The sequence below is a fragment of the Ideonella sp. FW305-24 genome (genome assembly GCF_058788035.1).
The window spans coordinates 102,243-125,774 of the sequence record NZ_JBYTAI010000001.1 but is presented as its reverse complement, the minus strand read 5'-3'; the positions used below and the strand labels follow the sequence as shown (position 1 = coordinate 125,774).

The following is a 23,532-nucleotide window of genomic DNA, read 5'->3' as shown; positions in this document are numbered from 1 at the left end:
GCTCACCATGATCACCCTGCGCAAGTCTGAAGACCGCGGCTATGCCGACCACGGCTGGCTGAAGAGCTTCCACACCTTCTCCTTTGCCGACTATCACGACCCGGCCCACATGGGCTTTGGCAACCTGCGTGTCATCAACGAAGACCGCATTGCCCCGGGCACCGGCTTCGGCACCCATGGCCACCGCGACATGGAAATCGTCAGCTACGTGCTGGAAGGCGGCCTGGGCCACAAGGACAGCCTGGGCACCGGCGCCACCATCCAGCCTGGCGAAGTGCAGCGCATGACGGCCGGCACCGGCGTGCGCCACAGCGAGTTCAACCACGCCGAAGGCCAGACCACGCACTTCATGCAGATCTGGCTGCTGCCCAAGGCCGCAGGCCTGGCGCCCGGCTACGAGCAGAAGGCTTTCAGCACCGAGGAAAAGCGCGGCAAGCTGCGCCTGGTGGCCTCGCCGGACGGCCGCGACGGGGCGGTGACGCTGAACGCCGACGCCGCGATCCGCGCCGGTCTGTTCGACGGTGACGAATCGGCCGAGCTGGCGCTGAACCCGGCCCGCAAGACCTGGGTGCACCTGGCCCGCGGCAAGCTGACGGTCAACGGCCAGCAGCTCTCGGCGGGCGACGCCCTGGCGCTGACCGGCGAGCACCAGCTGGAGATCAGCGGCGGGCAGGGCGCCGAGGTGCTGGTGTTCGACCTGGCAGCCTGATCGCCTGAGCGCGGGCAACCGCGGCCCTGATGTCGCCTGGCAACAAACGCATCCGCATGTTGCCGGGCGACCAGAAACACCGGCTGCCGCCCGGACCACGCATGAGAATCCGGCTTTCGCCCCGCTGAGGGGTTGCCGGAGACCTCATGCCCCCGCTGCGTCGTTCGTCACTCGTCCTCTTTGCTGCCCTGGCGGGCGCGGCCGCCCACGCCGGCAACCTGCCCGCCGGCTACGCCAAGTGCGCCACCGAAGGCCAGGCCTGCAGCTTCAAGGGCGCCCGCCAGGTCGCCTATGGGGCGGCCGGCAAGTTCGCCTACGGCACCTACGTGGGTGGCGTGGCCTGCACGCTGGCCAGCTTCGGCGGCGTGGACCCGAACCCCGCCAAGCCCGCCAAGGTCTGCTCCTACAACAAGCAGAAGATCAACACCAGCAGCCCGGTGCCGGCCTACCGCGGCGTGAGCCTCGCCGGCGCCGAGTTCGGGGCGGACCCGTGGGGTGGCGGCTCGCTGCCCGGCACCTACGGCGTCAACTACACCTACCCGACGCAGGGCGAGGTCGGCTACTTCGCCGGCAAGCAGATGAACACGGTGCGGTTGCCATTCCGATGGGAGCGGCTGCAGCCCACGCTGAATGCCGCGTTCGACAGCGCCGAGTGGGGCCGGCTCAACGGCTTCGTGGTCGCCGCCACCGCCAGCGGCGTCACCGTGGTGCTGGACCCGCACAACTACGCCCGCTACTACAGCAACGTCGTCGGCGCCGGCGTGTCCAATGCCGCTTTTGCCGACCTCTGGTCGCGCCTGGCCATTGCCTACAAGGGCAACGACAAGGTCGTGTTTGCGCTGATGAACGAGCCGCACGACATGCCCACCGAGCAATGGCTGGGCGCGGCCAACGCTGCTGTTGCCGCGATCCGCGCAGCCGGTGCCGGCAACCTGATCCTCGTGCCCGGCAACGGCTGGACCGGCGGCCACAGCTGGAGCGACACCTGGTACGGCACGTCCAACGCCACCGTGATGCTTGGCGTGGTGGACCCGGCGGACCGCTACGCCTATGAGGTGCACCAGTACCTGGACAGCGACAGCTCCGGCAATTCGGCCAACTGCGTCAGCACCACCATTGGCGTGGAGCGCCTGAGCGGTTTCACCGCCTGGCTGCGCAGCCACGGCAAGCGCGGCTTCCTCGGCGAATTCGCCGGTGGCAACAACGCCACCTGCCAGGCCGCCGTCACCGGCATGCTGGACCACCTCGGCGCCAACCGCGACGTGTGGAATGGCTGGACCTGGTGGGCCGCCGGCCCGTGGTGGGGCAGCTACATGTATTCCATCGAGCCGCAGAACGGCGTGGACGCGCCGCAGATGGGCTGGCTGACGCCTTACCTGCCTTGAAGGCAGGCTGAAGAAGCGGTGGCTGCCCGGTAAAGTCCGGGCCCATGAGAACTTCGCTGTTGGATGCGCTGAGCCTGCTGTCCGGGCTCGACTGGCTGGCCCTGCTGGTGTTCTTCGGCGGCTGGGCCGGCTACGCCAGCTTCGCCCGCCGCCGCGCCACCACCCGCGCCTCGGTGCTGGGCAGCACCAACCATGAGCGCCGGCTCTGGATGCGCCGCACCACGCAGCGCGAGAACCGCATCCTCGACGGCATGGTCACGCAAAGCATGTCCAGCAGCCCGTCGTTTTTCGCGTCCACCACCATCCTGATCATTGGCGGCCTGTTGGCCGTGATCAGTGCCGGCGTGGAGCGCACCGAAGAACTGGTGCGCGACCTGCCGTTCGCCGCCCACACCAGCGCGCTGGTGCTGGAGATGAAGCTGGTGCTGCTGCTCGGCATCTTCATCTACGCCTTCTTCCGCTTCACCTGGAGCATCCGCCAGTACAGCTTCGGCGCCTTGCTCGTCGCCTCCGCCCCGCTGTTCGACGAACCCTGGACCGAAGCCGAACGCGACGCCTTCGCCGACCGCGCCGGCGGCGTCATGGCCCTGGCCGCCGAAGCCTTCAACGACGGCCTGCGCGGCTACTACATGGCCTTCGCCGTCGTCGGCTGGTTCTTCTCCCCCTGGATCTTCGTGGCCGCCACCGTCGGCGTCATCTGGGTGCTGTTCCGCCGGGAGTTCCATTCGGAGGTGCTGGCACTGCTGGCGAGGTAGGGCCCGCTGGGGCTGATGGTTGCTGCACGCGACCACGCCTGGCCTCAGGGGGCAAAGAGGCGTATTCTTACCGAATGGTGATCGATATTTACGGAGTAAGAAAATGACAGCTACCGCCACCTTGTCCAGCAAATTCCAGATTTCCATTCCCAAGGGCGTGCGCGAGGAACTGCACTGGCAGGCCGGGCAAGAGTTCGTGTTCATCCCCAAGGGCAAGGGGGTGCTGGTGATGCCCGTGCCGGAACTCGAACAACTGGCTGGCATCGCCAAGGGCGCGCAGACAGACGGCTACCGCGACCGTGGGGATCGCTACTGATGGCAGCCATGCGCGTGGTCGACACATCGGCATGGATCGAGTGGTTGACCGGCAGCATGCTGGGCAAGCGGCTTGGCCAGGAGTTCCCCGACAAGTCGCAATGCATCGTCCCCACCATCGTGCAGCTCGAACTGTCGAAGTGGCTGGTGCGCGAGCTCGGCGAAGAACAGTCGGATCAAGTGATCGCCTACACGCAGAAGTGTGTGGTCGTGCCGATGGGCACCTCCATCGCCCTGCTCGCGGCAGACCTGCACCGCGAACACAAACTGGCTACCGCCGATGCCATCGTCTACGCAACGGCTCGGCACGCCGGCGCGGACTTGCTGACCTGTGACGCGCATTTCGAGGGCCTGCCCGAGGTGGTCTTGTTCCCGAAGGCGGCATGATGGTCGGCCGCCTGTTGGCTGTCCATTCCTTGTGTGCTGAAGCGGGTTCGTCAGCGAGTAATTTCAGCAGCCTGTTTAGCATCACTACTCGGTGATGCCGAGCAAGGATGCGTCGACCTTTTCACTGTTTCTGTAGAAGAAGTCATTCGGACGGAGCTTCGTAGCCAACTTCTCGAGATCATCGAGAGAAAGAGAATCGCCATTAATCTCAAGCAACTTGGCCACTGACTGGACCGACGATGCGACATCGGGTGCGCTGTAGTCAGCTCTTCGCGAGTAAACCCCAGCGACCCCGGAGGTTGACTTGAAGTTATTTACGCAGTTCCTCCCACAGTTCTTGCCGGGAACTAGCGTGATCCACTTTGGCCCACCGAGGAACACTGCGAAGTACATGGTCTTTGCCTTGGCCAGCGACACGCCTTCTGCGATCAAACCCTCATAGAAAACCTTGTGGGTTTGCCTCCAGGGCCGTACGTTTCGATCGCAGTAGTGATCGTGAACAACCGCTGCCTTGATGAATTTCGGATCAAAGGGCGACCCAACGAAAGGTTGAAAGATTCCAGGGATCGACGCTCCGTCGGTTGGAAGGCCTGCCCTTGCTTCCCATACCACCTTGGCCGAGTCCGTGAACCTGAGAGCATTCTTCAGCGTGCACTGGCCCATCTGCTCGCAGCCAGAGGGAATCAGTTCAAGGATTCCTTCGAATTGCGCTTGCGCGCTGCAACTCCAGAGCAGGAGCAACATTGCGAGTGCGCGCGCTTCCAAATAATGCATTGGGTCCTCCTGAGATACTCCGATGAGCATTCTATGACGCCTAACAAGATGCTGGGGTCAAACAGCATGTTGGGGTCAACTCTTGCATTGCGATATCGCCCTGCAGATAAACGATCCGTCGTTGCGCATGAAAGTGAATGTAGTAATGCAAAAATTGACCCAATACTGCTATAAAAGTCAATTACTTGGTGCGACTGACTTGAGGTGTCTCATTGGTGAGGCTACATCACCAGCGCGGTGAACTTCTTGCGCAGCAGAGGGTACTCAGCCCCCCCGTTTGAGGCTACGTACTCTCTTACGAGGATGGCGAGATCCTCATCTGTGAGATGGACGATATAGCCACGCTGGTCAAGCGCGGTATCGCGGCAGCGATTCTTCAAACGGTCGTCGTCTTCGACGGAGCGGCAAACAAGGATGCCGACCTGTCCGCGAGAGGGACCGAAGCGGCCGGACAGCTGATCAACTTCAGGATTCCCTACTTCTTTACCGTAATTCTTGCATTCCACGAATATGTGAGCGGAGGCGTAGTGGGATGAGAGCCAAGAGTAGAAGCCAGTCTGCGCACTATTTATGTAGGTGATATCTACCCGCTTTCTACCATCGTGCAGCTCATGTTGCTTTTTGGGAGCCGAGAGAGATGGAAAGAACAGCGCGCTTAGTAGCGCCTCTATCGAATTCTCATATTGAGCTGCCGAGTCTCTGCCGACAGGAATCTTGGTCACTGCCTCGAGCAACTGCTCGAACCGAGGAGCATCGATGTTTTCGATCTCTGCCAGTTGATGATGAGTGATTGGACGCGAGGTTCTTACCGCGTCTTTTTTGTATTGCTCCAAGATGTCTGGGTGGCGAAGGCTCTGATCGGCAATCGTTAGTTTGTCTGCTCCATACTTGCTTCGCAGCGACTTCTTGGTAACGCGTGTTCTTCCGTCCGTCAGGACGTGTACTAGAGACGAATTGATTGACTTCTCGTGAACCTGCATCCTCGGCAAGAGATAGTGCGTATAGTAGCGCTGTACGTCGTAGACCAAACGATGTCGGACGGCGATCTTTGGCACTAGTAGGAGGGCGCCGAACGGGGTGACTGGCAACTCAATGAGCGAATCTTCCCATCGGTCGTGAAGTGGATTCCAAATGGGGCCTGAGTCGACATCCCTTTGCAGTGGGATGTCGTAGTAACGGCACATGTCTTGGGTATATCGAATTAGTGGACCGCGGAGGATGTTGCAGGCTGCGTCCGAGATTCGATCTGGCCCGACGCGATCAATGAAGAGGCACGCGTCTTCGATGTCCTTGAGCAGACCAGTCTTCCCAGCCTTACTTTTGCTCAAAGCTGTCCAGAAGTCCATTGCGAACCCTCGGCCGATCCCGCTGCCTTGAGATTGACCGCGCGAAAGACCCAGGTGAAACTCATTTCGCTCTGATAGACCTTCAAGCATTACGAGACCAGATGCGCGGTCATCTTCTTGAATGTGCTCAAGGAGTCTTTGGAAGAAGTGCTGCAGCAACGAACTGCATTCGGAAGCCCAGGCTGTTTCCATGCCGCGGATACGACTTGGATCTAGGAACACTGGAATGTCATTCCCAATTGGCACATCAACGAAATCGAGTGTTGTCTGATCTCGACCGAGAGAGAAGTGCTTCGAGACCCGTAGCTTCGGGTTTGCCTTTGTCATCGATTTCTCCCCCCAGTTCTTTGGAGTTACATTGTGGGGCTCGGTGACGGATGCGGTTTCCATGAGGCCTCACGCGATGCAGCAGTCGAACCCGCTACGGAACCGGACTCAACGCCGGATACCAACACTCGCGGCAGTAATAGTGAGCCTTTTTTTGTCCATTGGGCCAGGGTATCACCGCAGTATCGAACGTGGAAAGAGGCGACTTCCTTCATCTTGAGGATTCAAGGCCCTGGGAGCTGGAGCGAGCTGGGCGCGGGGCTTCAAACCTGAGACTGCTGGACCTTTTCGCTTTGGTCGGTCAACCGCCGCTCGGTCGGAGTCTCGTTCGCCGCGCCCCTTCGCCCCCAAATAGCTCCCGAAACCACCCTTTACTTCCAGCAATGAAGACGAGGTCCCCTCGGTAAGGTCGCTGTGTCCAGATTGGTGCTCGTGTCCAGGGCTTGACCCGACCGGTTCCGAGGCTGGCGCAGCGTCAAGGAACCGAGATGAGTGACCCGCAGCAACTGACGATCTACCAGACCTTTCACAAGGACTACGTGCGCAATGCCGATTGCCCGTGGATCCAGCCTGTGGGGGTCAACGGCTACCTGGCCGAGGGCTTCAAGAGTGACGGGGAAGGGGACGACAACATCTCGTCGCTGAACTCGTTCTACTGCGAGCTGACGGCCCAGTACTGGGCCTGGAAGAACGCCACGGCCGACGTGGTGGGCTTCTATCACTACCGGCGCTACCTGAACTATGTGTTCGACGCGACCTGGCAGTACCAGACCACCGTGGGCGTGCCGGGCGATGCCTTTTTCCTCTCGTACCTGACGGCCGACGGCCAGCGCAGCAAGCTCGACGAGATCCTGGACGTGGCCGACGCCATCGTGCCCAAGCGCGCCGGCTCGAACCGCTCGATCGAGGCGCATTACCTGGCGCATCACCCTGCAGAAACCTGGGAAGCCTTCCTGGAAGAGCTGCACGACCGGCACCCCGAATACCGCAGGTTCATCCCGCTGTTCAAGCTGAACAGCACGATGTCGAACTGCAACATGGTCGTCATCCGCCGCGAGCAGTTCAACGCGTACTGCGAAGAACTCTTTCCGCTGATCGACGCGGTGTACGCGCGCATCGGCGCGCCTTACGACACCTACAACAACCGCTACCCGGGCTTCCTCGCCGAACGCTTCCTGGGTTTCTGGCTGCACGCCCGCGGGCTGCGCACTTTCGAAGTGCCGCTGATCCAGCTGACCTGACTGAACACCCGCCGCCACAGGCATTCCAGAAGAGGGAGACAACCCAATGATCTACATCATGGGCATGAGCCACATCCTGCCGGTGCTTGACGCCTGCAGCGCAGACGGGCTCAAGGCGCAGCTGGGCCGCATTTCCAACGACCAGGCGCCGCAGTTTGTCGACTGGCATACCGACCCGGCGCAGATCGCCGTGCCGGTGCAGGTGGCCAACCTCTACATCCGCCAGATCGCCCCGCACTGGGGCCCGACGCTGGCGCTGCAAAGCTCGCCCAGCGTGATCAGCATGGCGCCTGGCTTCCAGAAGATGCTGGCTGGCATGAACGGGGAAGGCGGGCAGGGTGGCAACGTGCTGTTCACCTTCATTCACGGCGAGGAGCACATCCACCTGGCGCTGCGCGAGCAGCCGCAGCCGCTGGACTTCTGGCTGCCCGAGCGGCCGGACCTCGCACCGCTGCCGGGCCGGCAGATCGTGCCGCTGTACGTCATTGAACGGCAGGTCGCGGCGCAGATCGCCAAGGCCCAGGCCATCCTGCTGGCCATCCGCGCGATGCAGCCTTCGATGCCGGTCTTCAACGTGGTGTGCCCGCCCACGATTCCTGGCGAGCGCTGGGACCCGGGCCCTGGCGTGGTGGACCCGGAAGCGGTGGACATGAGCCCGCTGTCGGTGCGGCTCAAGTACTACCTGGTCTACGCCCGGCAGATCCGTGAATCGGCGCGCGCCTGCGGCATCAACAGCCTGCTGCCGCCCGCAGAAGCCATGGACCCGCAGGGCTACCTGGCCGCTGAGTTCGCTGGCGATTCGGTGCATGGCAACAAGCGCTACGGCGCGCTGGTGCTGCGCCAGATGGCCGAGATCGCCGAGAAGACTGGCCAGCGCCGCGTGCCGGCCGAGTTGCTGGCGCAAGCCGCCTGAACGGAGAGATCGACATGCATCCCTATTCGAATCTCCCCCCTCGGGCCTTCTGGAAGAAGTTCGTGTCCGACGTGGCCTGGCGCGACCTGCCGCTCAACGACACGCCGAAGTTCCAGCTGCTGCGCAGCGACAAGGTCGCCACCGCCGGCAGCTGCTTTGCGCAGCACATCGCCCGCTACATGAAGAACGTGGGCATGGCGCCGTACATCGCCGAGCCGGCCCACCCGCTGATGCACCAGTTCGGCGGCGAGGTGGAGAGCTATCAGCAGTTCTCCGCCCGCTACGGGAACATCTACACCACACGCCAGTGCCTGGAGCTGTTCCAGCAGGCCTTCGGCCAGCGCCCCATGATCGAAGACTTCTTCGAGCAGGACGGCCGCTGGTACGACCTGGTGCGTCCCAGCGTCGTGAAGGCCGGTTTTGCCAGCCTGGAAGAAGCCAGGGCAGACCGAGCCTACCACCTGGGCCGCGTCAAGCACATGTTCGAGACGGCCGACGTGTTCATCTTCACGCTGGGCCTGACCGAATGCTGGCTCAACACCGAGACCGGCCACACCTACCCAGCCTGCCCGGGCACGGTCAAGGGCGAGTTCGATCCTGAAAAGCACGTCTTCCGCAACCTGACCTGCACCGAAGTCGTGGCCGACCTGGAAGCCCTGGTTGCCGCGCTCACCGAGGTGAACCCGGCGCTGAAGATCATCTTCACCGTTTCACCGGTGCCGCTGGTCGCCACCCGCAGCGAGCGCAACGTGCTGGTGGCGTCCTCGTATTCCAAGTCGGTGCTGCGCGCCGCGGTGGGCGAGGTCGAAGCGCGTCACGCGCAGGTCGCCTACTTCCCGTCCTTCGAAATCATCAGCCATGCGGCGTCGTTCGGCCAGTACCTGGCTTCGGACCTGCGCGAGGTCACAGAGCGCGGTGTCTCGCACGTGATGGGCTGCTTCCTGTCGAGTTTCTATCCGGAGCTGGCTGCCGCCGCTTCGTCGTCTTCCACCGCCGCAGCGCCTGCGGCTTCGGTGGCCTCTTCTTCACCGGCCGCTGCGGCCACTCCGGAGCTGGCGCCCCCGGTGGAATGCGATGAGCTGTTCAACGATGTACGCGCTTGACCACCCCTCCGCGTCGGCCTGCGGGTTAACCCGCGGAATCTTGCGGGTCCGTGAACGGCCAACGCCCAGGAAGCCCCGGTTTGCCAACTCTTCGGCAAGAAGAGGGGGTTTTCGGGCCCTGTTTGCTGCCTCCGGCGGCTTAAGTCGTTCGTCCACGGGACGAAAACCGACTGAGAGATCGGAATTCCACCGACGTCGCTGCCCTGCGACCGGCTGCTGCCCTGATCTCGGCGCAAGGCGAGGAGCCTCGGTTCAGCCCCTTGCGCACCGTTTGAAGTTTCTGGGTAGCAGTCGCGCCGCGACGCCGGCTCGTTCCATTTGAGATCACAAGTTAAAGGACATCTGTCATGGCCACCACTGTTCCGACCCTGACCACTGATCAGATCGCAGCTCTCTCGACCGCTGCCGTCGCCGCGCTGACCACCGAAGACTGGGCCGCGTTCAGCAATGCGCAGATCCAGGCCCTGGGCACCGCGCAGGCCGCGGCCATCTCGCCCGCCGGGATCGCTGCGATGAGCGGCAGCCAGCTCTCCGCCTTCGGCACCGCTGACTTCTCGATGCTGAAGACCGCTGCGATCAAGGCACTGACGGACGCGCAGCTCGCCGCCCTGACGACCGACCAGTTCGTCGCCATGTCCACCGGCCAGGTGGCCGTGCTGACCAGCTCGCAGATCGCCGGCCTGGCCACGAACCAGCTCGACTCGCTGAGCACCGGCCAGTTCGCCGCCATGACCAGCCTGCAGGTCGCCTCGATGACCGCCACCCAGGTGGCCGCGCTGGAAAGCGTGGACGTGGCTGCGCTGAGCACCGCCGCGATCAAGGGCATGACGGCCGACGCCGTCACCGCGCTGACCAGCACCCAGGCTGCCGCGCTGACCAGCGCGCAAGTCGCCTCGCTGAGCAGCACCCAGATCGCCGCGATGGACGTGGTGGACCTGCAGCAGCTGAGCGCCGACAAGATCCGCGCCATCGGCACCGCCGCCATCAAGGGCCTCAGCGCTGACCAGGTCGGTGGCCTGACCAGCGTCCAGGCCGCCGCACTGGGCACCGCCCAGCTGGCCGCCATCGGTTCCGACCAGCTGAGCTCGCTGAGCACCGCCAACGTTGCCGCCCTGAGCTCGACCCAGATCGGCGCGCTGAGCAGCGCGCAAGTCGCCGCGATGAGCAATGCGCAAGTTGCCGCCATCGAAACCGCTGACGTCGTCGCGCTGGGCACGGCCGCCGTCAAGGCCTTGAACGCCGACCAGCTCGGCGCCATGAGCACCGCGCAGTACGCCGCGCTGAGCACCGCCCAGACGGCGGCGCTGAGCACCACCCAGCTGCAAAGCCTCTCCACCGACCACCTGAACGCACTGGGCACCGCCCAGTTCGCCGCCATGAGCAGCGCCCAGGTGGCTTCGCTGTCGGCCGACCAGGTCGCCAAGCTCGAAACCGCCGACGTCGCTGCGCTGAGCACCGCCGCCGTCAAGACCCTGGGCGCCGATGCGCTGGGCGCATTGACCACCGCGCAAGTGGTGGCCATGAGCTCGGCCCAGCTGGCCCAGCTCGCCAGCAACCAGCTCGCCGCGATGAGCAGCGCCGCCATTGGCGCCATCGAAACCGCCGACATGGCCGCCATCAGCGTCACCGCGCTGAAGGGCCTGTCGGCCGACCAGGTCGGTGCGCTGAAGACCGCCCAGATCGCCGCCTTGAGCACCGCCCAGGTCGCCGCCTTGAGCGCTGACCAGGTCTCCGGCCTGAACACCGCCAACATCGCCGCACTGAGCTCCACCCAGGTCGGCACGCTGACCTCGGCCCAGCTCGGCGCGCTGAGCAGCACCCAGCTGGCCGCGATTGACACTGCCGACATCGGCGCCATCAGCACCGCGGTGCTGAAGACCCTGTCGGCCGACCAGTTCGCCACGCTGGGCACCGCCCAGCTGGCCGCGCTGAGCACCGCGCAAGTCGCCTCGCTGAGCGCCAACCAGCTGGCCGCGCTGGACACCGCCCACCTGGACGCGCTGACCACGGTTCAATACGCCGCGATGGGCAGCGCCCAGGTCGCCGCCATCACCGCCACCCAGGCCGCCAAGCTCGAAACCGCCGACCTGGCCGCGATCAACACCGCCGCCATCAAGGGCCTGAGCGTTGACGCCATCGGCGCGCTGACCACCGACCAGGTCAAGTACATGACCTCGGCCCAAGTGGCGCAGCTGTCCAGCGCCCAGCTGGGCGCGCTGACCGCAGGCGACGTGGGCGTGCTGAGCACCGCTGACATCACCGCCATCAGCACCGCCGCGATGAAGGGCCTGTCGGCCGACCAGATCGGCGGCCTGAACTCCCAGCAAGCCGCTGCGCTGAGCACCGCGCAAGTCGCCGCTTTGAGCAACGACCAGATCGCCGGCCTGTCGACCGCCAACATCGCCGCCCTGGGTTCCAACCAGATCGGCACGCTGAGCAGCGGCCAGTTGGCTGCGCTGAGCAGCACGCAGCTGGGCGCCATCGAGACGGCCGACATCAAGGCCATCTCCACCGCCGCGCTGAAGGCCTTGAGCCCGGACGTGCTGGGCAGCATGACTTCCGGCCAGCTGGCCGCGCTGACCACCGCGCAAGTCGCGGTGCTGAGCAACCAGCAGCTCTCGGGCCTGGCCACCGACGACCTGAACGCGCTGACCACGCTGCAGTTCTCCTCGCTGAGCAGCGGCCAGGTGGCCGCCTTGTCGGCTGACCAGGTGGCCAAGCTGGAGACGGCCGACGTGGCTGCCCTCGGCACCGCCGCGCTGAAGGGCCTGGGCAACGACGCGATGAACGCGCTGACCGCCGCGCAAGTCACGGCCATGGGCTCGGCCCAGCTGGCTGCGCTGAGCAGCGGCCAACTGGCGCAGATGAGCACCGCCGCTGTTGCCGCGATCGAGACCGCCGACCTGAAGAACATGGGCACGGCCACGCTGGCCGGCCTGACGGCTGACCAGCTGTCGCACCTGACGACCGCCCAGGTCGCCGCGCTGACCGCTGGCCAGATCGGCGCCCTGAAGGCCGAGCAGGTCGCCAACCTGACCGCAGGCGACGTGACCGCGCTGAGCTCCACGCAAGTGGGCGCGCTGACCAGCGCGCAGCTGGGCGCGATGAGCACCGCGCAGCTGGTGGCCATCGACTCGGCCGACATGAAGGCCCTCTCGACCGCCGCGCTGAAGGGCCTGAGCGCTGACCAGATCGCCTCGCTGACCACCGCGCAACTGGCCGCGATGAGCACTGACCAGAGCGCCGCCCTGGGCAGCGCCCAGCTCGGCAGCCTGAGCAGCGACAACCTGAACTCGCTGAGCACCTCCACCTTCGCCAACCTGACCAGCGCGCAAGTCGCCGGCCTGACCGTCAGCCAGGTCGCCAACCTCGCGACCAAGGACCTCGCCGCCATCGGCACCGCCGCGCTGAAGGGCCTGAGCAACGACGACATGGCTGCGCTGACCACCGGTCAGGTGGCTGCCATGACCAGCAACCAGATCGCCGCGCTGAGCACCGGCCAGCTGGCTGCGCTGAACACGGCCGACATTGCGGCCATCGAGACCATCGACATCAAGGCGCTGGCGACCGGCGCCCTGGCCGGCCTCACGGCAGACCAGGTCGGCGCGCTGACCGGCGCGCAAGTGGGCGTGCTGAGCACCAACCAGATCGCCGCGCTGACGCCCGGCCAGATGTCCGGCATGAGCACCGCCGGCGTGGTTGGCCTGACTTCGGCGCAAGTCGCCGTGCTGACGACTGCGCAAGTCGCCGCGATGGGCACGGCCCAGGTGGCCGCCATCGAGAGCGGTGACCTGAAGGCCTTGTCCACCGCCGCCATCAAGGTGATGAGCGTCGACCAGGTCAGCCACCTCACCAGCGGCCAGCTCGGCGCGCTGACGACCGACCAGGTCGCCGTGCTGAGCGCCGACCAGCTCGGCTCGCTGGGCTCCACCGCGCTGAACGCGATGGGCACCAGCCAGTTCGCCACCCTCACCAGCGCCCAGGTTGCAGGCCTCACCGCCGCGCAAGTGGCCAAGCTGGAAACGGCCGACCTGGCCGCACTGAACACCACCGCGCTGAAGGGCCTGAGCGCCGACGGCATGGCCGGCCTGTCGACCGCCCAGGTCGCCGGCCTGACCAGCACCCAGGTGGGCGCGCTGAGCAGCACCCAGCTGGCCGCGCTGACGCCCGCCAACATCGCGATCATCGAAACCGTCGACATCAAGGCCCTGAGCACCGCCGCCCTGGCCGGCCTCAGCTCGGCCCAGGTCGATGCGCTGACTTCCACCCAGCTGGCCGTGCTGAGCTCGGCCCAGATCGCCGCGCTGACGGTGGACCCGTCCTCGCTGGGCGGCCTGTCGACCGCCGACATCGTCGCCATGACCTCGACCCAGGTCGGTGGCCTGACCTCGGCCCAGGTGGCCGCGATGAGCACCGCCCAGTTGGCGGCCATCGAGACCGCCGACATCAAGGCCCTCTCGACCGCCGCGCTGCACGCGCTCAGCGCCGACCAGCTGAACAACCTGACGACCGCGCAGATGGCCGCGCTGAGCTCCGGCCAGATTGCCGGCTTCAGCAACGACCAGCTGGCCGCCCTGTCTACCGCCAACCTGAACGCGCTGGGCACCGCCCAGTTCGCCGCGCTGACCAGCGCCCAGGTGGGCGCGCTGACGGCGGCGCAAGTCGCCAAGCTGGAGACCGCCGACCTGGCGGCCATCGGCACGGCTGCGCTGAAGGGCCTGAACATTGACGACATGGCTGCGCTGACGACCGCACAGGTCGCCGGCCTGACCAGCACGCAAGTCGCGGCGCTGAGCAGCGGCCAGGTCAACGCACTGACCACCGCTGACGTGGCGGCCATCGAAACCGTGGACCTGAAGGCGATGGGCTCGGCCCAGCTGAAGGGCTTCTCGGCCGACCAGATCGCTGCGCTGACCAGCACCCAGGTGGGCGCCCTGGCCACCAGCCAGCTGACCGCGCTGAGCTCCGACCAGGTCGCAGGCCTGTCGGCCGCCAGCCTGGCCGGGCTGACCTCCACGCAGGCTGCTGCGCTCTCCGGCGCGCAACTGGCCGCGATGAGCTCGACCCAGCTCGACGCGATCCCGACCGGCGACATGAAGTCGCTGAGCACCGCTGCGCTGAAGGCACTGAGCGCCGACCAGGTCGGCTCGCTGACGACGGCCCAGCTGGCCGCGCTGAGCACCGACCAGATCGCCGTGCTGGGCACCGCCGCACTGGCAGGCTTGTCGACGAGCAACCTCGACGCGATGAGCACCGCGCAGTTCGCCACGCTGACCAGCGCCCAGATCGCTGCGCTGACGCCTGACCAGGTGGCCAAGCTGAGCACGGCCGACCTGGCCGCGATCAACACCGCCGCCATCAAGGGCCTGAGCGCCGACGGCATGGCCTCGCTGAGCTCCACGCAAGTGGCGGCCATGACGTCCAACCAAATGGGCTCGCTGAGCAGCACCCAGGTGGGCGCGCTGACGAACGCCGCCATCGCCGGCATCGAAACCGTGGACATCAAGAACCTGTCGACCGCCGCACTGAAGGGCCTCACGGCCACTCAGGCTGGCGCGCTGACGGGTGCCCAGGCCACCGCGCTGGGCACCGCCCAGGTCGCCGCGCTGAGCAGCGACCAGGTCGCCGGCCTGTCCACAGCCGCCGTGGTCGGCCTGACCTCGGCCCAGTTCAACACCCTGGGCAGCGCCCAGCTGGGTGCGATGAGCACTGCGCAGCTGGCCGCCATCGAAACGGCCGACATCAAGGGCCTTGCCACTGCCGCGCTGAAGGGCCTGAGCGGTGAGCAGCTCAACAGCTTCGGCACCGGCCAGCTGGCCGTGCTGACGACCGACCAGGTCGGCGCGCTGACCACCGCCCAGCTGAGCGGCCTGAACAGCACCCACCTGAACGCGCTGAGCACCGCCCAGTTCGCTGCGATGAGCAGCGCCCAGGTCGCCTCGTTGACGGCCGACCAGGTGAGCAAGATGGAGAGCGCCGACCTGGCCGCTCTGAACACCGCCGCACTGAAGGGCCTGAGCAATGACGCGATGGCCGCGCTGACCACCGCTGAAGTGGCCGGCCTGAGCTCCAACCAGGTCAGCGCACTGGGCAGCGGCCAAGTGGCTGCACTGACCACCGCCGGCATCGCCGCCATCGAAACCGTCGACCTGAAGGCGCTGGGCACCGCGGCGCTGAAGGGCCTGTCGGCCGACCAGATGGGCGCGCTGACCAGCGTGCAAGTCGCCGCCTTGACCACCGGCCAGCTGGCCGCGCTTGGCAGCGACCAGGTCGCTGGCCTGTCGGCCGCCGGCATCGCCGGCCTGACCTCGACCCAAGCCGCGGCGCTGACCGGCTCGCAACTGGCCGCGATGAACAGCGCCCAGCTGGACGCCATCGCCACCGGCGACATCAAGTCCATCACCACCGCTGCACTGCATGCGCTGAGCGCCGACCAGGTCGCCACGCTGACGACGGCCCAGCTGGCCGCACTGAGCACCGACCAGATCGCCTCGATGGGCTCGGCCGCACTGGCCAACCTGTCCACCGCCAGCCTCAACGCACTGGGCAGCAGCCAGTTCGCGGTGCTGACCAGCGCCCAGGTCGCCGCGATGACGGCTGACCAGATCGCCAAGCTCACCACCGGTGACCTGGCCTCGATCAACTCGGCCGCCATCAAGGGCCTGAGCGCGGACGGCGTGGCCGCACTGAGCACCGACCAGGTTGTGGCCCTGACCTCCGGCCAGATGGGCGCGCTGGGCAGCAGCCAACTGGCCGCGATGACGACCGCCGGCATCCGCGCGATCGAGACCGTGGACCTGAAGAACCTTTCCACCGCTGCGCTGAAGGGCCTGTCGGCCGACCAGGTGGGCGCGCTGACGGGGGCGCAAGCCACCGCGATGACGACCGCCCAAGTGGCCGCGCTGAGCGCTGACCAGGTCTCCGGCCTGGGCACCGCCGCAGTCGTGGGCCTGACCTCGGCCCAGATCAACACGCTGGGCAGCGCCCAGCTGGCTGCGATGAGCACCGCGCAACTGGCGGCCATCGAAACCGGCGACATGAAGGGCATTGCCACCGCTGCGCTGAAGGCCTTGAACGCCGACCAGCTCGGCGGCCTGGGCACCGCCCAGATGGCTGCGCTGTCGACCGACCAGGTCGCCGCGCTGACGACCGCCCAGCTGAACGGCCTGAGCTCGACCAACCTGAACGCCCTGACCAGCGCGCAATTCGCCACGCTGAGCAGCGCCCAGGTGGCCGCGCTGACGCCGGACCAGGTGGCCAAGATGGAGAGCGCTGACCTCGCCGCCCTCAGCACCGCCGCACTGAAGGGCCTGAGCGCTGACGCGATGGCCGTGCTGACCACCGCCGAAGTCGCAGGCCTGACCTCCAACCAGGTCGCCGCACTGAGCACCGCCCAGGTGGCGGCGCTGACGACGGCTGACGTGGCGGTCATCGAGACGGTGGACATCAAGGCCCTGAGCACCGGCGCCTTTGCCGCGCTGAGCGCCGAACAGGTCGGCGCGCTGACGGCTGGCCAGATCGGTGCGCTGAGCACCGGCCAGATCGCCGCCATCGGTGCCAACCAGTTCGCTGGCATGAGCACCGCCGGCATCGTCGGCCTGAGTTCCAACCAGGTTGCCGCGCTGTCCACCGCGCAAGTCGCGGCGCTGAGCACCGCGCAGCTGGCCGCCATTGAATCGGGTGACATCAAGGCCCTGTCCACCGGCGCGCTGAAGGCGCTGAGCGTGGACCAGTTCGGCGCCTTGACCAGCACCCAGCTGGGCGCGCTGAGCTCCGCCCAAACCGCAGTGCTGAGCTCTGACCAGCTCGGCGTGCTGGGCACGGCCGCGCTGAACGCGATTGGCAGCGCACAGTTCGCTGGCATGACCAGCACCCAGGTGGCCGGGCTGACCGCCGGCCAGGTCGCCAAGATGGAGACCGCCGACCTTGCCGCCATCGGCACCGCCGCCCTGAAGGGCCTGGGTGTGGACCAGATGGCCGTGCTGACGACTGCGCAAGTGGCAGGCCTGGGCTCGGCGCAAGTGGCCGCGCTGAGCAGCGCCCAGATCGGCGCCTTGAGCACCGCCAACATTGCCGCCATCGAGACGGTGGACCTGAAGGCGATGAGCACCGCCGCACTGGCCGGCCTGAGCTCGGCGCAAGTGGACGCGCTGACCTCCTCGCAGCTGGCTGTGCTGAGCTCCGCCCAGATCGCTGCGCTGCCGTTCGACCCGGTGGCCTCGCTGGCCGGCCTGAGCACGACCGACATCGTCAACCTGACCTCGACGCAAGTGGGCGCGCTGACCTCCGGCCAGATCGCTTCGCTGACCAGCACCCAGCTGGACGCCATCGAGACGGCCGACATCAAGGCCTTGTCCACCGCCGTGCTGCGCGCCATGAGCGCTGACCAGCTGAACACGCTGACGACAGCCCAGATGGCCGCGCTGACGACCACCCAGGTCGGCGCACTGAGCACCGACCAGCTGGCCAACCTGAGCTCGACCAACCTGAACGCGCTGACTACCGCGGACTTCGCGAACATGGGCAGCGCCCAGGTCGCCGCTCTGTCTGGCGACCAGATCGCCAAGCTGGAGACTGCCGACCTGGCCGCGCTGAGCACCGCCGCGCTGAAGGGCCTGGTTGCAGACGACATCAACCAGCTGTCCACCGCGCAAGTGGCCGGCCTGACGAGCACGCAAATGGGCGCGCTGAGCTCGGCCCAGCTGAGCGGCCTGACGACGGTCGCCGTGGCCGCCATCGAGACCGTGGACATCAAGGCGCTGAGCACCGGCGCACTGGCCGGCCTGTCGGCTGACCAGGTCGGTGCCCTGACGGCGGCGCAAGTCGGCGTGATGGCCACCGAGCAGGTGGCGGCGCTGTCGCCCAGCGTGTTCGCTGGCCTGAGCACGGCCGCCATCGTCGGCCTGACCTCGAACCAGGTCGGCGCGCTGAGCACCGCGCAAGTCGCTGCACTGAGCAACGCCCAGCTGGCCGCGATTGAAACCGCGGACCTGAAGGCCATGTCCACCGCCGCGGTCAAGGCCCTGACGGCTGACCAGTTCGGCAACCTGACCAGCAGCCAGCTGGCCGCGCTGACGACCGCCCAGGTCGCCGTGCTGGGCACCGCCCAGCTGTCCAACCTGAGCAGCACCAACCTCAACGCGATGGGCACCGCCCAGTTCGCCGCCATGGGCAGCGCCCAGGTGGCCGGGCTGACGGGTGACCAGGTCGCCAAGATGGAGTCCCAGGACCTGGCCGCGCTGAGCACCGCCGCGATGAAGGGCCTGTCGGCCGACGCGATGGCCATGCTGGGCACGGCACAGGTCGCAGGCCTCAGCTCGCTGCAGGTCTCGGCGCTGACCAGCACCCAGCTGGGCGCGCTGACCACCGCCGGCATCGCCGCGATGGAAACGGTTGACGTCAAGCAGCTCAGCACCGCCGCGCTGGATGGCCTGTCGGCCGACCAGGTCGGTGCGCTGACCGCGGGCCAGATGGCCGCGCTGAGCACCGCCCAGATCGCCTCGCTGGGCAGCAGCCAGCTGGCTGGCCTGAGCACCGCGGCCGTGGCCGGCATGAGCTCGGCCCAGATCGGCACGCTGAGCAGCACCCAGATCGCCAGCCTGGGCACCGCCCAGATCGCCGCGATCGAAACCGCCGACATCAAGGCCCTGGGCACTGCCGCACTGCATTCGCTGAACGTTGACCAGATCGGTGCGATGACCAGTGGTCAGTTCGCTGCACTGACGACCGACCAGGCCACCGCGCTGACCTCCGAGCAGCTCAACGTGCTCGGCACCGCGGTGCTGAACGCCCTGGGCAGCGCGCAGTTCGCCGCGATGAACAGTGCGCAGATCAGCGGCCTGACCGCCGCGCAAGTGGCCAAGATGGAGACCGCCGACGTGGCCGCCATCAGCACCGCTGCGCTGAAGGGTCTGAGCGTTGACGCGATGGCCGCGCTGACCTCCGACCAGGTCGTCGCGCTGAACACCGCGCAAGTCGGCTCGCTGAGCAGCGTGCAGCTGGCGGCGCTGACGACCGGCGACGTGGCCGCCATCGAGACCGTGGACCTGAAGGCCATCGGCACCGCTGCATTGCGCGGTCTGACGGCTGACCAGATCGGCGGCCTGACGGCCGGCCAGGTCGGCGCGATGACCACCGCGCAGATCAACTCGCTGACCGCCGACCAGGTGGCCGGCATGACCACCGCCGCGGTGCATGGCCTGACCTCCACCCAGCTGGGCGTGCTGACCAGCGACCAGATCGCCGCGATGAGCTCGGCACAGCTGGCCGCGATGGACACCAGCGACATGAAGTCGCTGAGCACCGCCGCGCTGCATGCGATGTCGCCGGACCAGATCGCCCAGTTCTCCACCTCGCAGATGGCCAGCCTGAGCACGGCGCAAGCCGCGGCGCTGACCTCCGACCAGCTCGCAGCCCTCGGCACCGCCAACCTGAACGCGCTCGGCACGGGGCAGTTCGCTGCGCTGAACAGCGCCCAGGTGTCGGCACTGACCGGCGCGCAAGTGGCCAAGATGGAGACCGCCGACCTGGCGGCCCTGTCGACCGCAGCGGTCAAGGGCCTGAGCGCTGACGCAATGGCCGCACTGACCACCGACCAGACCGTGGCGCTGACCAGCGCCCAGGTCTCGGCACTGGGCAGCGCGCAGATCGCCGCCATCACCACGGCCGACATCGCCAAGATGGAAGCGGTGGACTTCAAGGCCATCGGCACCGCAGCGATGGCCGGGCTGACCCCTGAACAGGTCGGCGCGCTGACGACCGCCCAGGTCGCCGGCATGACGACCGACCAGGTCAAGGCACTGAGCGCCGACCAGCTGGCTGGCCTGACGACGGCCAACCTGGCCGTGCTCGGCTCGGCCCAGTTCAACGCCATCCCGACCGCCCAGCTCGTCACGCTGACGACTGCGCAGATCGCCGCCATCACCACCGCCGACGTGAAGGCCATGACCACCGCCGCGGTGCATGCGCTGGACCCGTCGCAAGTGGCTGCCATGACCACCGCGCAGATCGACGCGATCACCACGGCGCAAGCCGCGGCGCTGACCGCCGACCAGCTGAGCGGCCTGGCCACGGCCAAGCTGAACGCCTTGGGCTCGGCCCAGTTCGGCGCGCTCAACAGCGACCAGGTGGCTGCCCTGTCGGCGGCCCAGGTCGGCAAGCTCGAAACGGCTGACCTGGCCGCGCTGAGCACCACCGCACTGAAGGGCCTGACCGACGTGAGCTTCGCCGCGATGAGCAGCGACCAGATCGTCGGCCTGAGCTCCATCCAGGTGGCTTCGCTGAGCAGCACCCAGCTGGGTGGCATCACCAGCGCCGCGATCGCGAAGATGGAAATCGTCGACGTCAAGGCCCTGAGTACCGCCGCGATGGCCGGCCTGCTGGCCGCCCAGGTCGGCGCACTGAGCTCCGACCAGGTCGCCGCGCTGAGCACGGCCCAGGTGCATGCCCTGAGCGTGGACCAGTTCGCCGGCCTGAGCACCGCCGGTGTGGCCTCGCTGACCTCGGCCCAGGCTGCGGTGTTGACCAGCGACCAGATCGACGCGCTGGGCACCGCACAGCTGCACGCCCTGAGCACCAACGCCATCAAGACCCTGACCACGGCCGCGCTGACCGCGTTGGTGGCTGGCGACGTGGGCGCCCTGTCCACCGACCAGGTGCAGGCGCTGACGACCGCCCAGCTGCACAGCATGGGCAGCGACCAGGTCGCCGGCCTGACGACCGCCGGTGTGGTGGCCCTGACGTCCGCGCAAGTGGGCGCCATGACCTCGGATCAGCTCAACGGGCTGTCCACCACCCAGCTGACCAAGCTGGAAGTGGGTGACATCAAGGCGATTGCCACCGAAGCCATCGCCGGCCTCGCCGTGGCCTCGGTTGCCGCACTGACGACAGACCAGGTCGTCGGCCTGAGCACCCAGCAAGCCTACGCGCTGACCAGCGACCAACTCGGCGGCATGACCTCGACCCAGCTGGGCGCGATCGAAACCGCCGATGTCAAGGCACTCAGCGTGGGCGCACTGGCAGGGCTCAGCTCGGCCGACGTGGCCGCCCTGGGCGCCACCCAGGTCGCCGCGATGACCACCGCGCAGATCCACGCACTGACCAGCGACCAGGTGCCTGGCCTGAGCACCGCCGCCCTGGTGGCGATGACCTCCAGCCAGTTCGCCGCGATGACCAGCGAGCAGCTGAACGCGTTGACCAGCACCCAGATCAGCAAGATCGAGGCAGCGGACATCAAGTCCATCGCCACCGACGCGCTGCACGGCCTGGGCAGCACCGCGATCAGCGGCCTGACGACCGACCAGATCGTCGCCATCAGCACGGTGCAAGCGGCCGCGCTGACCAGCGACCAGCTGGGCGTGATGAGCTCGGTGCAGCTGGCCGCCATCGAATCGGCCGACTTCAAGGCCATCGATGCAGGCGCACTGGCAGGCCTCAGCTCCGCTGACCTGTCGGCCCTGACGGCCGGCCAGGTCGGTGCGATGACCACCACGCAGATCGACGCCATCGGCACCGCGCAGATTGCCGGCCTGAGCAGCGACGCGATCATTGCGCTCACGTCGACCCAGATCGCCGTGCTGAGCAGCGACCAGGTCAACGCGATGAGCACCGCGCAGATCGCCAAGATCGAGCTGGGCGACATCAAGGCCCTGAGCGCCGACACGCTCAACGGCCTGGACGCCACCCACCTGCATGCACTGACGACCGACCAGATCGTCGCCCTGAGCACCACCCAGGCCGCCGCGCTGACCAGCACCCAGCTGCATGCGATGAGCTCGGACCAACTCGCCGCCATTGAAACGGTGGACCTGAAGGCCATGGTCGGTGGTTCGCTGGACGGCCTCAGCTCGGCCGACGTGGCTGCCCTGGGCACCCACGTTGCCGCACTGAGCACGGCACAGTTCGCCGGTCTGGATGCGACCCAGATCGCCGGCCTGACGACGGACGCCGTCATCGCCCTGAACACCGCTCAGCTCAACACGCTGGACGCCGCCCACCTCAACGCCCTGAGCACCGCTCAGCTGGCCGCGATCGAAGCCGGCGACATGCGCGGCCTGTCGCTGGACGCCATCGGTGCGCTGACTTCGGGGGATCTCGCCTCGCTGAGCAACGCCCAGATCACCGGCATGACCTCGGTTCAGATCCAACACCTGGATGCGACGCAGATCGCCGGCTTCACCAGCAGCCAGATCTCGGCCATCGACGTTGCGGACCTGAAGACGCTGGACGCCACCACGCTGGACGGCCTCAGCTCGACCCAGGTGGCAGGCTTCAACGCGGCGCAGATTGCCGGTCTCACGACCGACCAGTTTGTCTCGCTGTCTGCCGCCCAGATCGCCGGCCTGACGACGGACCAGGCGCAGTCCCTGACCAACGCGCAAATCCATGCGATGACCTCCGACCAGATCTCCGGTCTGTCCTCGGCGGACATCGCGGCGATGAGCGCCAGCCAGGCCTCGGCCTTTACCCAGGCGACCAAGGACGCCATGGACGCCGGCCAGACCACGGCACTGGCCTCGACCCCGATCGTCTTTGACCTGAACGGCGACGGCGTGCACACCACGGCGGCTGCCAACGGTGTCAACTTCGACCTGGACGCGACCGGCACCGCGCACAAGGTCGGCTGGGTGGATTCCACCGACGGCCTGCTGGCCATGGACCGCAACGGGGACGGCACCATCAACAATGGCTCCGAACTCTTCGGCTCGGCCACGCAGACGGCCACCGGCAAGGCCACCGACGGCTTCGCCGCCATGAGCTCGATGGACAGCAACAGCGACGGCCTGCTGAACGCGTCGGACATCAACTTCGACAAGCTCAAGCTGTGGGTCGACGCCAACCACGACGGCGTGAGCGAAGCGGGTGAACTGAAGAGCCTGTCCGACTACGGCATCGTCTCGATCAACCTGCACGCCCAAACCGGCACGGTGACCGACAACGGCAACTTCCTCGGCCTGACCTCCAGCTACACCACCACCGACGGCAGCAAGCACGACGTGGCGGACGTCTGGTTCAACAAGGACAACGGCAAGAGCACCACGGGCACGGCGTCCACCACGCCCACCCTGAACGACCTGCTCGCATCCCCGGCCGATGCACTGCCTGGCGGTGTCGGCGACGCTGGCACCAGCCACGCCGCCACCACCAACGTGGCCGCCAGCGTCCTGCACCACAAGTCGCTGGAAGACGAACTGCGCGCCAACAGCACCCCGCTGATTTAAGGCACAAGCCCGGCGGGCAAAGGCAGGGCAGGGCACAAGCCCCGTCCTCCACTTGCCC

Annotated in this window: 11 protein-coding genes; 9 read left to right on the top strand and 2 right to left on the bottom strand. The window is 66.8% G+C overall.

All coding sequences use genetic code 11. The features are described 5' to 3' along the window. Positions 1–7 precede the first annotated feature (7 nt). The 5 genes from AC3WR5_RS00515 to AC3WR5_RS00495 all read left to right on the top strand — a co-directional run bounded on the left by AC3WR5_RS00515 (position 8) and on the right by AC3WR5_RS00495 (position 3,551). Complete coding sequence (locus tag AC3WR5_RS00515; protein ID WP_141284063.1) at positions 8–709, top strand: pirin family protein; 702 nt, start codon at positions 8–10, stop codon at positions 707–709. A gap of 146 nt (positions 710–855) precedes the next feature. After that, entirely contained in the window at positions 856–2,094 is a 1,239-nt protein-coding gene (locus tag AC3WR5_RS00510; protein WP_492481039.1) for a glycoside hydrolase family 5 protein, read from the top strand. Positions 2,095–2,138: 44 nt separating this feature from the next. Next, the gene (locus AC3WR5_RS00505; protein WP_141284068.1) at positions 2,139–2,849 is read left to right on the top strand and encodes a DUF599 domain-containing protein; all 711 of its coding nucleotides are present in this window, start codon (positions 2,139–2,141) and stop codon (positions 2,847–2,849) included. A 103-nt stretch (positions 2,850–2,952) separates the two neighbouring features. After that, complete coding sequence (locus AC3WR5_RS00500; RefSeq protein ID WP_141284070.1) at positions 2,953–3,165, top strand: AbrB/MazE/SpoVT family DNA-binding domain-containing protein; 213 nt, start codon at positions 2,953–2,955, stop codon at positions 3,163–3,165. Next, entirely contained in the window at positions 3,165–3,551 is a 387-nt protein-coding gene (locus AC3WR5_RS00495; protein ID WP_492481037.1) for a type II toxin-antitoxin system VapC family toxin, read from the top strand. Before AC3WR5_RS00500 ends, AC3WR5_RS00495 begins: the two co-directional genes overlap by 1 nt. A gap of 84 nt (positions 3,552–3,635) precedes the next feature. Here the strand turns inward: AC3WR5_RS00495 and AC3WR5_RS00490 are convergent, their stop codons facing one another. After that, entirely contained in the window at positions 3,636–4,325 is a 690-nt protein-coding gene (locus tag AC3WR5_RS00490; RefSeq protein ID WP_492481035.1) for a DUF1353 domain-containing protein, read from the bottom strand. A 221-nt stretch (positions 4,326–4,546) separates the two neighbouring features. Then, the gene (locus AC3WR5_RS00485; protein ID WP_492481033.1) at positions 4,547–6,061 is read right to left on the bottom strand and encodes a DUF8370 family protein; all 1,515 of its coding nucleotides are present in this window, start codon (positions 6,059–6,061) and stop codon (positions 4,547–4,549) included. 425 nt (positions 6,062–6,486) lie between these two features. Between AC3WR5_RS00485 and AC3WR5_RS00480 the strand changes: the two genes are divergently transcribed. From AC3WR5_RS00480 to AC3WR5_RS00465, 4 genes are all read left to right on the top strand, one after another. Then, positions 6,487–7,239, top strand: coding sequence for a DUF4422 domain-containing protein (locus tag AC3WR5_RS00480; RefSeq protein ID WP_492481031.1), 753 nt, complete (start codon positions 6,487–6,489; stop codon positions 7,237–7,239). A 46-nt stretch (positions 7,240–7,285) separates the two neighbouring features. Continuing rightward, positions 7,286–8,152 (top strand): hypothetical protein, encoded by an 867-nt coding sequence (locus AC3WR5_RS00475; protein ID WP_492481029.1) that lies wholly within the window; start codon positions 7,286–7,288, stop codon positions 8,150–8,152. Positions 8,153–8,166: 14 nt separating this feature from the next. Beyond that, entirely contained in the window at positions 8,167–9,255 is a 1,089-nt protein-coding gene (locus tag AC3WR5_RS00470; protein ID WP_492481027.1) for a GSCFA domain-containing protein, read from the top strand. Positions 9,256–9,602: 347 nt separating this feature from the next. Then, a complete protein-coding gene (locus AC3WR5_RS00465) occupies positions 9,603–23,474 on the top strand; it encodes an SPM autocatalytic domain-containing protein (RefSeq protein ID WP_492481025.1) in 13,872 nt (4,623 codons plus the stop codon). Positions 23,475–23,532 lie beyond the last annotated feature (58 nt).

Bases quoted from the DNA above. Each gene is read 5' to 3' on its own strand.
- AC3WR5_RS00470 (WP_492481027.1), top strand. From the start codon at position 8,167: ATGCATCCCTATTCGAATCTCCCCCCTCGGGCCTTCTGGAAGAAGTTC.
- AC3WR5_RS00465 (WP_492481025.1), top strand. From the start codon at position 9,603: ATGGCCACCACTGTTCCGACCCTGACCACTGATCAGATCGCAGCTCTC.
- AC3WR5_RS00515 (WP_141284063.1), top strand. From the start codon at position 8: ATGATCACCCTGCGCAAGTCTGAAGACCGCGGCTATGCCGACCACGGC.
- AC3WR5_RS00480 (WP_492481031.1), top strand. From the start codon at position 6,487: ATGAGTGACCCGCAGCAACTGACGATCTACCAGACCTTTCACAAGGAC.
- AC3WR5_RS00505 (WP_141284068.1), top strand. From the start codon at position 2,139: ATGAGAACTTCGCTGTTGGATGCGCTGAGCCTGCTGTCCGGGCTCGAC.
- AC3WR5_RS00510 (WP_492481039.1), top strand. From the start codon at position 856: ATGCCCCCGCTGCGTCGTTCGTCACTCGTCCTCTTTGCTGCCCTGGCG.
- AC3WR5_RS00485 (WP_492481033.1), bottom strand. From the start codon at position 6,061: ATGGAAACCGCATCCGTCACCGAGCCCCACAATGTAACTCCAAAGAAC.
- AC3WR5_RS00490 (WP_492481035.1), bottom strand. From the start codon at position 4,325: ATGCATTATTTGGAAGCGCGCGCACTCGCAATGTTGCTCCTGCTCTGG.
- AC3WR5_RS00475 (WP_492481029.1), top strand. From the start codon at position 7,286: ATGATCTACATCATGGGCATGAGCCACATCCTGCCGGTGCTTGACGCC.
- AC3WR5_RS00500 (WP_141284070.1), top strand. From the start codon at position 2,953: ATGACAGCTACCGCCACCTTGTCCAGCAAATTCCAGATTTCCATTCCC.
- AC3WR5_RS00495 (WP_492481037.1), top strand. From the start codon at position 3,165: ATGGCAGCCATGCGCGTGGTCGACACATCGGCATGGATCGAGTGGTTG.